The organism is Micromonospora sp. NPDC048842 (genome assembly GCF_040649935.1).
GTDB lineage: Bacteria > Actinomycetota > Actinomycetes > Mycobacteriales > Micromonosporaceae > Micromonospora > Micromonospora hortensis.
On the sequence record NZ_JBEZGK010000035.1, the window covers coordinates 15,680 to 29,135 of the forward strand.

A 13,456-nucleotide genomic window follows, 5' to 3' on the forward strand; every position below is an offset into this window, starting at 1 on the left:
GACGGTCATGACGGGCAGGGTGGCAGCGGTGAACCTCGGCATCGTGACCGAGGCTGGGTGGGCCAGCGACGCGAGCGGTCGCAGCGGCATCGACAAGCGGCCGGTCGACGGCCCGGTGTCGCTGCTCACCGGCGGCGTGGCGGGCGACTTCATCGCTGAGCGGCCCCAGCACGGCGGCCCGGACCAGGCGGTCTACGCGTACGCGGAGGAGGACGCCGCCTGGTGGGTGGCCGAACTGGGTCGCGCCATACCGCCCGGCGGCTTCGGCGAGAACCTGACCACCTACGCGGTCGACGTGACGGGTGCGGTGATCGGCGAGCAGTGGCAGGTCGGTTCGGCCCTGCTGCAGGTCACCAAGCCGCGTACGCCCTGCACCACGTTCGCCGGGTTCTGGGGCGTACCGGATCTGATCAAGCGGTTCACCGTCCGGGCATCGCCCGGGGCCTACCTGCGGGTGCTGCGCGAGGGGGAGGTCGGCGCGGGTGACCCGGTCGAGGTGGTGGACCGGCCGGCGCACGGTGTCACCATCGGCGAGGTGTTCCGGGCGACCAGCCTGGAACCGGAGTTGCTGCCCCGGCTGCTCGACGTCGAGGATCTGCCGGCGCCGATCAGGGAAAAGGCCCGACGACGCCTCGCCGCCCGGGGCTGACCGACCCCGACGACATCCGCCTCGACGCCGCGACGAGCACCGGCGGCGTCCGCGACGAGCACCGGCGACATCCGCCTCGACGCCGCGACGAGCACCGGCGGGCTCGGCGGATCCGACCCGGAAGAACCCCGATGACGGGTCCAGCGTCGGACTTGCCCGTATCGTCCCCACGGAGGGCGTGCGGCGGGGACCGGGTGGAGCGCGATGTCGATGGCGACGGACGGTGGTGCCGCAGGGGCGTCACCCCCCGATCCGGGCCTGGAGCGTCCGGCGTTCCTGGAGCTCTTCTTCGACCTCGTCTACGTCTTCGCGCTGGTCACCTTGGCGACGGTGCTGACCGAGAACCTGACCTGGACGGGCGCCGCGGAGACGCTGGTGCTGCTGCTCGGGTTCACGATGATCTGGGCGCTGACGGTGTGGACGGCGGACAGCGTCGACCTGACCCGCCCTGCCGGGCAGGGGCAGTTCATCTGGGTGGCGGCCGCCAGCCTGCTGTTGGCCGCGCTCGCGGCCGATGCGTACGGCGATCGCCGGCTGCTCTTCGCCACCACGTACGTGGTCATCCACCTCAGTACGGCGGCCTACTACATCCTGGTCGTCTCGCTCAGGAGGCCGCCGCGTCGCAGCATCCGCATCCTGATCTGGGAGGCCGTCGCGGGCATCGGCTGGATTGGTGGGGCGCTCGTCGGCGGTTCGGGGCAACTGGCGATCTGGGTGCTCGCTGTCGTCGTCGAGTACGGCGCAGCGGCGTTGGGCTGGCCGGTGCCCGGGATCGGTCGCTCACGACCGCGCGACTGGCGGCTGGTCGGCGGGCGGGTGGCCGAGCGGTACCGGCAGTTCGTCATCGTCGCGCTCGGTGTCTCGCTGTTCGTGACCGGAACGACCTTCAGCATGAGCGAGTACACGATGGAACGGGCCTGGGCGCTGGTGGTGGTGTTCAGCACGGTGGTGCTGATGTGGCGGATCTACATCTACCGCGCCGGTGAGCTGCTGACCGATGCGATCGCCAGGTCGTCCAACCCGGCGCTGCTCACCCAGTCCGCCGCGGTCACCCATTTGATCATGGTGGCCGGAATCGTCGGCGCGGCGGTCACCAGTCACCTGGTGGTGAGCCGCCCGTGGGGCGAGACCCCGTCGTCGTGGGCCGCGGTCATCCTCGGCGGCCCCGCGTTGTACCTGGTCGGCCGGGGTGTCCTCGACTTCACGGTGTTCGGGCGGATCTCAAGGTCCCGGCTGGCCGGGCTGGTGCTGCTGGCGGGCGTGGCGCCGGCCACGCCCCTGCTGCCGCCGGTGCTTGTCGCGCTGCTCGCCATGACCGTGCTGGCCCTGATCGCCGTGGCGAATCTGCTGAGCACCCGGCGACACGCGCGAACGCCGGCGCCGCCGATGCTGCGGTGACTCTTTCCCGGGGCCGCCGACGGCGCTTCATCGCGATGGCGCGGCGGCCCCGACCAGGCGGCTGCGCGCGGCCCACCCTTCGCCGACCAGGGTGATCAGCAGGACCAGGTTCGCCAGCACCAGGGCGGTCAGGGGTGTGAGCAGGAGTGTCGCGGGTGCCATCACGGCACACAGCACCACGATCGCCAGCACCCGGGACCAGAGGATCCGGCCGGTCACCACGGCGTCGAACAGGACGCTGCCGAGCAGGAACAGGACCGGTCCGCCGAGGGTGGCGACCACCAGCTCGGCCGGGGCGCGACCGAACGGCCGGTCGATGACCAGCGAGGTGCTGGTCGAGACCAGCACCACCCCGGCGACCATGACGAGGTGGCTGTACGAGGTGGAGGTGCCGGAGCGGACCCGTTCCACAGTTGCGACGCTCGGTGGTGCCAGGATCCGCTGGACCCGCTGGAAGTAGAGCTGGAACAGGAGAACCGCGCTGACGAACGCGACAGCGCCGGTAGCCACCGCGCCGGCCGTGAATCCGCTGCCGGCCAGCCCCGTGCCGGTGCTCAGGATCAACTCGCCGAGGGCGACGATGAAGATCGCCCGGTGCCGCTCGGAGAGGTGCACACCGGTGAAGATCTGGCTGGCGAGCTCGGTACGCCCCAGCCTCGGCGTCGGCCAGCCGATCCGAGCCGAGCCGAGGTCGATCGCCACCGCGAGCGACCAGAGCACCAGTCGGGCGGTCTCGTCCACGAACACTCCGGCCACCCAGGGCGTCACTGTGACGCCGAACCAGAAGAAGACCCGGATGCTCCTGGCCTGGATCGGGCGGTTCACTCGGGTGCCGGGGATCAGGACGGCGTCACGGACCAGGTGAATACCGAAGTACGCCGCGACGAAGAGCCACCCGTACCGACCGAAGGCGTACGGCGTCGCGATCGCCATCAGCAGGGTGCCGAGCATGACCACCAGGACTGTCGCCTGGATGATCGGCAGTCGGGGGTTGAACAGGTCGGTGAGCCACGCAGTCAGCACCCAGACCCACCAGGCGGCCAGCAGCAGGACGGCGGTCTGCGCCGCGCTCCGGACGGTGAGGTTCTCGGCCAGGCTGGCAGCGAGCCGGGAGAACATGAAGATGTAGACGAGATCGAAGAAGAGTTCCAGGAAGGTCGGGTATTCCGGCTCGCCGCGGCGGCGGAGGATCCGGGGGAGCGGAGCGGATGTCACTGCGCTGCCTCCTGTGCCACCCCACGCCCTGCGCACCACGCCCCGACCTGCGCACCCGCCACGCTACCGACAGTGCGGTCCCCGGTGGTCGGGAACGGGCTCGGCCCGAGCGGTCCGTCCGCGAACGTGGAACGGCCCCCTGCCAACGCTGAGCGTCGGCAGGGGGCCGTCCTACGAGCCGTGGATCAGCGGAGCCAGGGGATGTTGCGGTCGAGCAGACCGCGCTCCTTGAGCTCCTTACGCAGCGGGATCTCGTCGTCGACGTACCCGTCCCAGTTGATGCCCCAGTAGTTGGCGGTGTGGGTGCCCTCACCGATCAGCTGGCGCTGCACGGGGGTGCGGTTGCGGTACCACTCGCCGTCCACGTCGGGGTGCAGCTCGTCCAGGGGACGGATCCACCGGTAGGTGTACCCGACGAAGAGCATCTTGCGGGTGATGGTCGACAGGTTCGTCGACCGCGAGTGCCACTGCCGGCGGTCGAAGATGAAGGCGTCGCCCGGGTTGGCGGTGATCTCCACCGTGCCCTCCGGGTCGGGGTTCTGCACGGTGAGGTCCGCCGGCCGGGACAGCGAGTTCTTCAGGTGGCTGCCCGGGATGACCTTGGTGGCGCCGCGGCCGGTCTCGGAGAGGTCCGACAGCACGTACGCGACCTTCAGCGAGAACATCGGCCGAGGCAGGTTCGGGTCCATCGTCTCCGGGTCGGAGTTCTGGCGGTACCCGTCCTGGTGCCAACCCCAGTACGGCTTCTCCGGCTCGGCGGCCGGCGGGGTGACGTCCAGGTGGTTGTGGTGGGTGTAGATGTTCCAGCCGGCCAGCCCCCACATGTACGGGAAGGCGATCGGGTGGGTCAGCAGCTCACCGAAGAGCTCGTCGCGCTCCAGGAAGCCCAGCAGGTGCAGGGTGCCGTCCTTCTTGGTGGTGCCCTTGGCCTGCTCCTCCGCGTAGACGCGGTCGACCGCCGCCTCCAGCGCCGCCCGGTGGTCCTCCGTCAGGACGTTGCGCAGCAGGAGGAAGCCCTGCTCGTGGAACTCCTTGCGGTCAGTGTCGCTGATCGGTTCGTAACCGGTCCGGTCGCCGTAATCGAACACCGCGTCGTACCCCTCCCCATGAGGTGAAACCTTTTCTGGCACAGGCCGCCGATCGTAACGCGGCGGTCCAGGCATCGGGGAGGGTGTGGTGCGGGATTGGGCCAGTGTGGGACCCCGCGCAGCGAGAGAAACGCACAGAGTGAGATCCGGGAGATCAATAGTGCGATTAGATGGGCATTGCCCGATTGTGCGGTGACTGCCGGTTAAGAGATCCGGGTCGGTCAACCCTCGTTGAACACCTCGGCCACCACCTGGCCGGCGGGGTTCTGCCGACCGTCCACCCGGCCCCACGAGCCCTCGCGGGCGGTCCACTCCAGGTCGCCGAAGCGGACCCGCTTCACGCCGTGGTCCTGGGCGTGCGAGACCAGCCAGTGCGCGTACCGCCAGCCGTCGCGCTGGTCGCCCGGAGTCACCGCCAACCCGGTCGGGTCGGTCGGGTCGGTGCCCTTCAGTCCCCAGTCCAGCACCAGGTTGCGGGTCAGTTGCGCAGCCGCCGACGCGCCGTGCATCGCCGGGGTGCGCCCCACCGAGCAGGTGACCGCGCCGCTGGCGTCGCCGAGCAGGGCCCGGCTGAGCACCTCGGAGTCGTCGGCCCACTTCTGGTACGCCTCGGGGAACGCCGAGCGCTGCACCCGCTGCGCGGCGTCGGTGACCCGCATCTTCTCCCAGCCGCGCACCTTCTTGAGGGCCGCGTAGAACCGGTTGGCCGCGTAACGCGGGTCGCGGATCTGCGCCGGAGTGCCCCAGCCCTGGCTCGGCCGCTGCTGGAACAGGCCGACCGAGTCGCGGTCGCCGTCGGCGAGGTTGCGCAGCCCGGACTCCTGGTACGCGGTGGCGAGCGCGACCACGACGGCCCGCTCGGGCATTCCGCGCTTCGCGCCGATTGCCGCGATGGTCGCCGCGTTGGCCATCTGGTCGGCGTCCAGCGCGACACGTCCGTCGGCCTGCACCGTGCACTTCCGTGCCACCAGCGGCAACCTGAGGTTGTCGCCGACCTGTCGTACGACGAGCCAGATCGCGATCACGGCGACGAGGATGAGCACCACTCCACCCGCCACGGTTGCCCGAGTTCGCACCCACACCCCCAGATCGACAGTTCGCCAAGCGTACGTCCCCGCAGGCGCTGTCCGGGTCGTCCGCGCGGTTCGGGCCCAACCTGGCCGACTCTGACCGGTTCGGGGGCGCCTCCGCTGTCGCGTACCGGTTGGCGACGTTCCCGCTCTGGTCTCGATCTCACCTGCTGCGTCGTTCTGTCACCCGCCCCGGTGCGGGGCTGTCGTGAGCGTCACCGGGTAAGCGATATCGGGAAGCGATTGACCGGTCAAGGACTTAACCCGGTTGACATGTCAATTCGATCTACCACCGCATAGTCGGACGCGTGGGTCACCGCACGAGGAGGAGTTCCATGGGAACGCTCGATGGCAAGGTCGTTCTGATCACCGGCACCGGCGGTGGTCTGGGCCGCGTCGCGGCGCTGACTTTCGCCCGCGAGGGCGCGAAGGTCGTCGGGGCCGACCTCCAGGTCGCCGGTAACGACGAGACCGTCGAACTCGTCCGCCGCGCCGGCGGCGAGATGACCGGCATCGCGCCGGTCGACCTCACCGACCCCGAGCAGGTACGCAAGCTCGTCGACGACGCTGCCGCCGCCTACGGTGGCCTCGACGTGGTCTACAACAACGCGGCCGCGCTCCGCTTCGGCCCGATGCCCGACTTCTCCGTGGAGGACTGGCGCTACACCATCACCGGAGAACTCGACATTCCGTACTTCGTGTCGAAGTTCGCCTGGCCGCACCTGGTCCGACGCGGTGGCGGTGTCATCATCAGCGCCGCCTCCATGGCCGGCTTGATCGGCGGCCACGTCCCGCCGATGGTCGGTCACACCGCAGCGAACGCCGGCATCATCGGGATGACGCGACAGCTCGCGCTCGAAGGCGCGCCCCACGGCATCCGCGCGGTGGCGGTCAGCCCGGGGCCCACACTCACCCCGGCCAGCGAACGCGACCTCGGCGACAACCAGGAGGCCCGGGACGCCATCACCGCCAAGACGCTGCTCAAGCGCTTCGCGCGCCCCGAGGAGGTCGTCGAGCTGGTGGTCTTCCTCGCGTCCGACCGGGCGTCGTACATCACCGGGGCGAACTACCCGGTCGACGGCGGCGCGACCGCCTGGTGACCCGGCAGGACACCGGGGCGCCGCCGAACGACGGCGGCGCCCCCATCCTCAGTCGTCGAGAGCGGGCACCCAGCGCGCCGGTCGCTTTTCCCGGAACGCGGTGACCCCCTCGCGCCCCTCGTCGGAAAGGAAGTAGCCGGTCGAGACGGCGGAGAGCCGCGCCAGATCGGCGCGCAACTCGGCCGTACCCGGTCGGCGCAGCAACTCCTTCGCGCCGGCCAGCGCCCCGGGCGCACCGCGCACCAGCGAGTCGCAGTAGCCCCGTACCGCGTCGTCCAACCCGTCCGCCGGGACCGAGGCCGTCACCAGGCCGATCTCGGCGGCCCGGCGACCGTCGAAGGTGTCGCCGGTCAGGTACAGCTCGGCGGCGGCGCGAGGGTGCAGCCGGGGCAGCACTGTCGCCGAGATCACCGCCGGGATCACCCCGATGCGGACCTCGGTGAACGCGAACGTCGCCTCGTCGGCGCAGACCGCCAGGTCGGCGGCGGCGATCAGGCCCAGCCCACCGGCCCGCGCCGGCCCGCCGACCCGGGCCAGCACCGGCTTCGGGCACTCCCAGAGCGCCGCGAGCACGTCACCCAGCATGCCGGCCGGCACCGTCCCGCTGGCGTACGCCGCGGCGGTCTCCTTCAGGTCCGCTCCGGAGCAGAAGACCGGGCCGGTGTGGTCGAGCACGATCACACGGACCGCCTCGTCGGCGACCGCGTCAGCCAGCCCAGCCAGCAGTTGGGTCATCAGGCCGGTGGAGAGCGCGTTGCGGTTGTGCGGGCTGTCCAGGGTGAGGGTGGTCACCCCACGGGCCGTGGCGACCCGCACGAGGACGTCGGGAGAGGTCATGCCGGGCACACTAGTGGCCATGCCCGGCGTCCTTCCAGATGGTGAGACCGTCCCCGTCGACGGATCGTTGCCCGCCACCGCCACCACTGCGGTCGGCGCGCGCGGCTTCGGCGTGTACGTGCACGTCCCGTTCTGCGCCAGCCGCTGCGGATACTGCGACTTCAACACCTACACGGCGTCCGAGCTGGGCGGCGGCGCGAGCCGCGAGGGGTACGCGGACACGGTCCTGGCCGAGCTGAAGCTCGCCGGCCGGGTGCTCGGCGACACCCCGCCGCCCCGGGTCGACACCGTCTTCGTCGGCGGCGGCACGCCCACCCTGCTCCCCGCCGACGACCTGGCCCGCATCCTCGACGGCATCGACCGCACCTGGGGGCTGGCCGCCGACGCCGAGGTGACCACCGAGGCCAACCCCGAGTCGGTCACCCCGGAGTCGTTGAAGCTACTGCGGGCCGCCGGCTACACACGGATCTCGCTGGGCATGCAGTCCGCCTCCCCGGGGGTGCTGGCGATCCTGGACCGCAAACACAGCGCCGGCCGGGCCACCGCCGCCGCCCTGGAGGCGCGCGACGCCGGGTTCGAGCACGTCAACCTGGACCTGATCTACGGCACCCCGGGGGAGCGGGCCGAGGACTTCGCCGCCTCGCTGGAGCAGGTCGTCGCCGCCGGGGTGGACCACGTCAGCGCGTACGCCCTGATCGTCGAGGACGGCACCCGGCTCGCCGCCCGGATGCGACGCGGCGAACTGGCGTACCCCAGTGACGACGTGGCCGCCGACCGCTACCTGGCCGCGGAGGCCGCGCTCGACGCGGCAGGGCTCTCCTGGTACGAGGTCTCCAACTGGGCCCGCACCGAGGAGGCCCGCTGCCGGCACAACCTGCTCTACTGGACCGGCGCGGACTGGTGGGGGCTGGGCCCGGGGGCGCACAGCCACGTCGGCGGGGTGCGCTGGTGGAACGTGAAACACCCCTCGGCGTACGCCCAGCGGTTGGCAGCCGGCGCGTCTCCCGGCCTGGCCCGGGAGGTGCTCACTGTCGACGAGGCGCACATGGAGGACGTGATGCTCCGGCTGCGGCTGGCCAGCGGCCTTCCGTTGGCGGTGCTCGACGCCGCCGGCCGGGCCGGCGCCGAGCGGGCGTTGGCCGGCGGCCTCCTGGCCGCCGACGAGTACGCCGCCGGCCGGGCGGTGCTCACACTGCGCGGGCGGCTGCTCGCCGACGCTGTCGTCCGCGACCTGCTGCCCTGAGTGGCCCACCGCTGCCCGGACCGGGACCGCGGTGATCCGGACCGGCCGGGGGAGCGGCCGGCCCGGTTCACTTGATGAAGTTGGCAGTCATCGGGTAGCGGTACGGGGTGCCCTCGTTGGCCTTGATGCCGGCGATGATCCCGAACAGGATCTGGATCACCACGACGGCGATGCTGGGCAGGAAGAGCAGGCACCAGCTCACGAAGAGCAGCACGAACGCGATGATCGACCAGAGGATCTGGAAGTTCAGGGCGGCGAGGGCGTGCGCCCGGACGGTCGGCGACTGCTGGCCGCGGGCCAGGTAGGCGATCAGCGGGGCGACGAAGCCCAGCGGACCAAAGCTGACCAGCGCGCCGAGCGCGCCGCCGAAGTGCGCGACAAGCGCCCAGGTCTTGTCCTCGTTGGTGGCGTAGCCGCCGCCGGGGCCGCCGTAGGCCCCACCGGCCGGGTAGCCGCCGGGTGGGGGATAGCCACCGGGCGGGGGGTAGCCGCCTGCCGGAGGGTAGCCGCCTGACGGCGGTTGGTCACCGGTGGGCGGCGGATAGCCACCGGGCGGGGGATAGCCGGCTGGGCCGGGTGCCCCGGACAGTGGTGCGGTGGGCGGCTCGGCCGACGGAAACGGGCCTGGGGAGGTGGGCTCCGGCGGGTAGTTGCCGGGGTCGCCCGAGCCGGGAGGGCGAGGAGGTTCAGTCATGGATGTCACGGTAGGTGCCAGTGGCAACGCCGCACCAGAGCGACACCGCCTGGCAGTGTGGGCCGATCGGCCCCACAGGGTGGTGTGGGCCGCACCGAAGGGTGGCCGTTGATCATCGCGTCGGCGGGCCCGCCGACGTAGACTGGCACTCGTTACAGTCGAGTGCCAGGACGGCCCGACCGGCCCAGAGCGCCGGCGGCCGACGTGCGACAGGAGGTGCGGAGGATGGGTCTCGACGACCGGAAACTCGCAGTGCTCCGCGCCATCGTCGAAGACTACGTCTCCACCCAGGAGCCGGTCGGCAGCAAGGCGCTGGTCGAGCGGCACCAGCTCGGGGTCTCCCCGGCCACTGTCCGCAACGACATGGCCGTGCTGGAGGAGGAGGGCTACATCCGGCAGCCGCACACCAGCGCCGGCCGGGTGCCCACCGACCGTGGCTACCGCCTCTTCGTCGACCGGTTGTCCCGGGTCAAGCCGCTCAGCCCGGCCGAGCGCCGGGCCATCGAGCGCTTCCTGGTCGGCGCTGTCGACCTCGACGACGTGGTGCACCGCACGGTGCGGTTGCTCGCCCAGTTGACCAGGCAGGTCGCCGTCGTGCAGTACCCGAGCCTGGCCCGCTCCTCGGTGCGTCACCTGGAGCTGGTGCCGATCTCCACCACCCGGCTGATGCTCGTCATGATCGCCGACACCGGGCGGGTGGAGCAGCGACTCGTGGAGTTGCCCGGGCCGGTGCCCGCCGACGACGTCACCGACCTGCGCCGACTGATCAACGAGAAGCTCGCCAACGCCCGGCTGTCCGAGACGCCCCCGCTGGTGCAGGCGCTGGTCGAGGAAGCGCCGACCGGCCTGCGTCCGACAATGACCACGCTCGCCACCGTCCTGCTGGAGACGCTCGTCGAGCGGCACGAGGAGCGGATCGCGCTCGCCGGCACCGCGAACCTCACCAGGGGCGGCCTGCTCGACTTCCAGGGCTCCCTGCGGCCGATCCTCGAAGCCCTGGAGGAGGAGGTCGTGCTGCTCAAGCTCATCGGTGAGACCGAGCCGAGCACGACCCGGGTGCTGATCGGCGACGAGAACGAGTTCGACAACCTGCGCGCCGCCTCGGTGGTCAGCACCGGGTACGGCCCGGGCACCACGATCGTTGGCGGCCTGGGGGTGCTGGGGCCCACCCGGATGGACTACCCCGGCAACATCGCCACGGTGCGCGCCGTGGCACGCTACGTGGGCGAGTTGCTGGCCCAGAACTGATTGGTCAGGGCCGATGCGGCCGGCTGCGGCCGCCGACCGGCGCAACGCGAGACGAACATGAGGACACGGAACGCAGTGGCCAGGGACTACTACGGCATTCTCGGTGTGAGCCGGGAAGCCTCCGATGACGAGATCAAGCGCGCCTACCGCAAGCTGGCGCGCCAGTTCCACCCGGACGTCAATCCGGACCCGGAGGCTCAGGAGAAGTTCAAGGACATCAACGCCGCGTACGAGGTCCTCTCGGACGACCGGAAGCGGCAGATCGTCGACCTGGGTGGCGACCCGCTCGCCCCGGGTGGTGGCGGTGCCGGCGGCCCGGGTGGTCCCGGAGGCGCCGGCCCGTTCGTCGGTTTCCAGGACATCATGGACGCGTTCTTCGGCGGTGCCGGAGGTGGCGCCCGTGGCCCACGGCCGCGTACCCGCCCGGGCGCCGACGCGATCCTGCGACTCGAACTCGACCTGCACGAGACGGCGTTCGGCGTCGAGGCCCCGATCACCGTCGACACCGCGGTGCTCTGCACCACCTGCTCCGGCGCCGGCACTGCCGCCGGCACGCACCTGGCGACCTGCGAGGCGTGCGGCGGTCGGGGCGAGGTGCAGTCGGTGCAGCGCACCTTCCTCGGCCAGGTGGTCTCCGCCCGGCCGTGCACCGTGTGCCAGGGCTACGGCACCACCATCCCGCACCCCTGCCCCACCTGCGCCGGCGACGGCCGGGTGCGGACCCGCCGCTCGCTGACCGTCAAGATCCCGGCCGGCGTCGAGGACGGCATGCGGATCCGGCTGGCCCAGCAGGGCGAGGTGGGCCCCGGCGGCGGCACCGCCGGTGACCTCTACGTGGAGATCCACGAGCGCCCGCACGACGTGTACTCGCGCAAGGGCGACGACCTGCACTGCCGGGTCACAGTGCCGATGACGGCGGCGGCGCTGGGCACCCGGCTGACCATCAAGACGCTGGACAGCGAGGAGACCGTCGACGTCAAGGCCGGCACCCAGCCGGCCAGCACGCTGCGACTGCGCGCGCGGGGCGTGCCGCACCTGCGCGGCACCGGCCGAGGCGACCTCTACGTCCACCTGGACGTGCGGACGCCGACCAAGCTCGATCCGGACCAGGAGAAGATGCTGCGCGACTTCGCCAAGACCCGTGGTGAGGAGGTCGCCGAGCTGTCAAAGCAGGGCGGCTTCTTCTCCCGGATGCGCGACGCGTTCAACGGGCACGCCTGAGGTGTCCGCGCCGCTGTTCCTGGTCGAGGCGCTGCCCACCGGCGACGCGCTGACACTGGACGGCCCCGAGGGGCACCACGCCGCGACAGTGCAGCGGTTGCGCGTCGGCGAGGAGCTGCTGCTCGCCGACGGCCGGGGTGGCACGGCCGCCGCAGTGGTCACCGCCGTCGGCCGGGGCAGCCTGGAGGTCACCATCACCTCCCGGGGGTACGCGGACGCGCCAGTACCCCGTCTGGTGACGGTGCAGGGCATCGCCAAGGGCGACCGAGGTGAGCTGGCCGTGCAGGCGATGACCGAGGTCGGGGTGGACGAGATCGTGCCCTGGGCGGCCTCGCGTTCGGTGACCCAGTGGCGCGGTGACCGGGGCGTACGCGCCCGCGAGAAGTGGGTGGCCACCGCCCGGGAGGCGGCCAAGCAGGCCCGCCGGCCGTGGCTGCCAGTGGTGGCCGGTGCGCCGGACGAGTCCACCGCCACCGTTGCCCGTCGGATCGCCGGCGCCGCCGCCGGGTTCGTGCTGCACGAGGAGGCCGACGAGCGGCTCACCACCGCCGAGCTGCCCTCCACCGGCGAGATCGTGCTGGTGATCGGCCCGGAGGGTGGCATCGCCCCGGCCGAGCTGACCGCCTTCGCCGAGGCCGGCGGGCGACCCGTACGCCTCGGGCCGGCCGTGCTGCGCACCTCCACCGCCGGGGTGGCGGCCCTCAGCGTGCTCGCCACCCGCCTCGGCCGCTGGTGACAGCGGGCCTCGGGCTCGTTCAGGGCCGGGGAAAGACCGGCACCACCTCTTCCTCGGGCCCCAGGTCCAGCCCGGCCGGCCCGATGATCTGCGGGTCCGGTGCGCCGACCACCTCGGGGTCCTTGCCGGTGTAGTCGAAACGGTGCAGCACGTGCCGCATCGCCTCGAGCCGGGCCCGCTTCTTGTCGTTGCTCTTCACCACCGTCCACGGCGCGTCGGCCGTGTCGGTCCAGAAGAACATCGCCTCCTTGGCCTCGGTGTACTCGTCCCACCGGTCGAGTGAGGCGATGTCCATCGGGGACAGCTTCCACTGCCGGACCGGGTCGACCTGGCGGATCGCGAACCGGGTGCGCTGCTCGTTCTGGGAGACGGAGAACCAGAACTTGACCAGCCGGATGCCCGAGCGCACCAGCATCCGTTCCAGCTCCGGGGCCTGCCGCAGGAACTCCAGGTACTCCTTGCGGCTACAGAAGCCCATCACCCGCTCCACGCCGGCCCGGTTGTACCAGGAACGGTCGAACAGCACGATCTCACCTGCCGCCGGCAGGTGCGCCAGCCACCGCTGGAAGTACCACTGGGCGGCTTCCCGCTCGTCCGGCTTGGCGAGCGCCACCACCGACGCGCCACGCGGGTTGAGGTGCTCCATGAAGCGTTTGATGGTGCCGCCCTTGCCGGCCGCGTCCCGGCCCTCGAAGAGGATCACCAAACGCTCGCCGGACTCCTTGATCCAGTCCTGGAGTTTCAGCAGCTCGATCTGGAGCAGCCGCTTGTCGTGGTCGTACTCCTCGCGGTCCAGTCGCTCGTCGTACGGGTAGTCCTCGCGCCAGGTCTCGACGGGGGTGCCGTCGGGGCGGAGCAGGACAGGGTCGTCGTCGTGGCCGTCGGCCACCCGGTAGTCGGCGGTGAGGTCCAGCAACGCGGAGTCGGCCATGTCGGTGGGACTTACCCTCCCGCGAA

13 protein-coding genes are annotated in these 13,456 nt (G+C 71.5%); 7 read left to right on the forward strand and 6 right to left on the reverse strand.

The window, feature by feature from the left end; all coding sequences use genetic code 11:
* The first annotated feature begins 7 nt into the window (after positions 1–7).
* The gene (locus tag AB0C19_RS31025; protein WP_357191058.1) at positions 8–649 is read left to right on the forward strand and encodes an MOSC domain-containing protein; all 642 of its coding nucleotides are present in this window, start codon (positions 8–10) and stop codon (positions 647–649) included.
* Between the two features lie 204 nt (positions 650–853).
* Complete coding sequence (locus AB0C19_RS31030; protein WP_357191060.1) at positions 854–2,047, forward strand: low temperature requirement protein A; 1,194 nt, start codon at positions 854–856, stop codon at positions 2,045–2,047.
* A gap of 27 nt (positions 2,048–2,074) precedes the next feature.
* Here AB0C19_RS31030 and AB0C19_RS31035 read toward each other — a convergent pair whose 3' ends face one another.
* The 3 genes from AB0C19_RS31035 to AB0C19_RS31045 all read right to left on the reverse strand — a co-directional run bounded on the left by AB0C19_RS31035 (position 2,075) and on the right by AB0C19_RS31045 (position 5,432).
* Positions 2,075–3,262, reverse strand: a complete 1,188-nt coding sequence (locus AB0C19_RS31035) for a low temperature requirement protein A (RefSeq protein WP_357191062.1) — start codon at positions 3,260–3,262, stop codon at positions 2,075–2,077.
* 185 nt (positions 3,263–3,447) lie between these two features.
* On the reverse strand, positions 3,448–4,350 hold the full coding sequence (locus AB0C19_RS31040; protein WP_357191064.1) for a phytanoyl-CoA dioxygenase family protein: 903 nt from the start codon (positions 4,348–4,350) through the stop codon (positions 3,448–3,450).
* A gap of 221 nt (positions 4,351–4,571) precedes the next feature.
* On the reverse strand, positions 4,572–5,432 hold the full coding sequence (locus AB0C19_RS31045) for a hypothetical protein (RefSeq protein WP_357191066.1): 861 nt from the start codon (positions 5,430–5,432) through the stop codon (positions 4,572–4,574).
* A 323-nt stretch (positions 5,433–5,755) separates the two neighbouring features.
* On the opposite strand from AB0C19_RS31045, the gene AB0C19_RS31050 reads away from it, so the two are divergent.
* Positions 5,756–6,520 carry an SDR family NAD(P)-dependent oxidoreductase gene (locus AB0C19_RS31050; protein ID WP_328652545.1) on the forward strand — a complete coding sequence of 255 codons (765 nt, stop codon included), beginning with the start codon at positions 5,756–5,758 and terminating at the stop codon, positions 6,518–6,520.
* Positions 6,521–6,568: 48 nt separating this feature from the next.
* On the opposite strand, the gene AB0C19_RS31055 is transcribed toward AB0C19_RS31050, so the two are convergent.
* Positions 6,569–7,357, reverse strand: a complete 789-nt coding sequence (locus tag AB0C19_RS31055; RefSeq protein ID WP_238690179.1) for an enoyl-CoA hydratase-related protein — start codon at positions 7,355–7,357, stop codon at positions 6,569–6,571.
* A gap of 19 nt (positions 7,358–7,376) precedes the next feature.
* On the opposite strand from AB0C19_RS31055, the gene hemW reads away from it, so the two are divergent.
* Positions 7,377–8,600: a radical SAM family heme chaperone HemW gene (gene hemW, locus AB0C19_RS31060; protein WP_357191143.1), complete on the forward strand. Its 1,224-nt coding sequence runs from the start codon at positions 7,377–7,379 to the stop codon at positions 8,598–8,600.
* 67 nt (positions 8,601–8,667) lie between these two features.
* Here the strand turns inward: hemW and AB0C19_RS31065 are convergent, their stop codons facing one another.
* Entirely contained in the window at positions 8,668–9,294 is a 627-nt protein-coding gene (locus AB0C19_RS31065) for a DUF4870 domain-containing protein (protein WP_357191070.1), read from the reverse strand.
* A gap of 225 nt (positions 9,295–9,519) precedes the next feature.
* Between AB0C19_RS31065 and hrcA the strand changes: the two genes are divergently transcribed.
* From hrcA to AB0C19_RS31080, 3 genes are all read left to right on the forward strand, one after another.
* Entirely contained in the window at positions 9,520–10,542 is a 1,023-nt protein-coding gene (gene hrcA, locus AB0C19_RS31070; RefSeq protein WP_091409786.1) for a heat-inducible transcriptional repressor HrcA, read from the forward strand.
* A gap of 75 nt (positions 10,543–10,617) precedes the next feature.
* Positions 10,618–11,763: a molecular chaperone DnaJ gene (dnaJ, locus tag AB0C19_RS31075; RefSeq protein WP_181518639.1), complete on the forward strand. Its 1,146-nt coding sequence runs from the start codon at positions 10,618–10,620 to the stop codon at positions 11,761–11,763.
* A gap of 1 nt (position 11,764) precedes the next feature.
* A complete protein-coding gene (locus tag AB0C19_RS31080) occupies positions 11,765–12,499 on the forward strand; it encodes a 16S rRNA (uracil(1498)-N(3))-methyltransferase (protein ID WP_357191072.1) in 735 nt (244 codons plus the stop codon).
* Positions 12,500–12,518: 19 nt separating this feature from the next.
* Here the strand turns inward: AB0C19_RS31080 and ppk2 are convergent, their stop codons facing one another.
* A complete protein-coding gene (gene ppk2, locus AB0C19_RS31085) occupies positions 12,519–13,430 on the reverse strand; it encodes a polyphosphate kinase 2 (protein WP_330438603.1) in 912 nt (303 codons plus the stop codon).
* Between the last annotated feature and the right edge of the window lie 26 nt (positions 13,431–13,456).

Coding starts and splice junctions, on each gene's coding strand:
- AB0C19_RS31025 (WP_357191058.1), top strand. CDS start 8: ATGACGGGCAGGGTGGCAGCGGTGAACCTCGGCATCGTGACCGAGGCT.
- AB0C19_RS31030 (WP_357191060.1), top strand. CDS start 854: ATGTCGATGGCGACGGACGGTGGTGCCGCAGGGGCGTCACCCCCCGAT.
- AB0C19_RS31050 (WP_328652545.1), top strand. CDS start 5,756: ATGGGAACGCTCGATGGCAAGGTCGTTCTGATCACCGGCACCGGCGGT.
- AB0C19_RS31055 (WP_238690179.1), bottom strand. CDS start 7,357: ATGACCTCTCCCGACGTCCTCGTGCGGGTCGCCACGGCCCGTGGGGTG.
- hemW (WP_357191143.1), top strand. CDS start 7,377: ATGCCCGGCGTCCTTCCAGATGGTGAGACCGTCCCCGTCGACGGATCG.
- AB0C19_RS31065 (WP_357191070.1), bottom strand. CDS start 9,294: ATGACTGAACCTCCTCGCCCTCCCGGCTCGGGCGACCCCGGCAACTAC.
- hrcA (WP_091409786.1), top strand. CDS start 9,520: ATGGGTCTCGACGACCGGAAACTCGCAGTGCTCCGCGCCATCGTCGAA.
- ppk2 (WP_330438603.1), bottom strand. CDS start 13,430: ATGGCCGACTCCGCGTTGCTGGACCTCACCGCCGACTACCGGGTGGCC.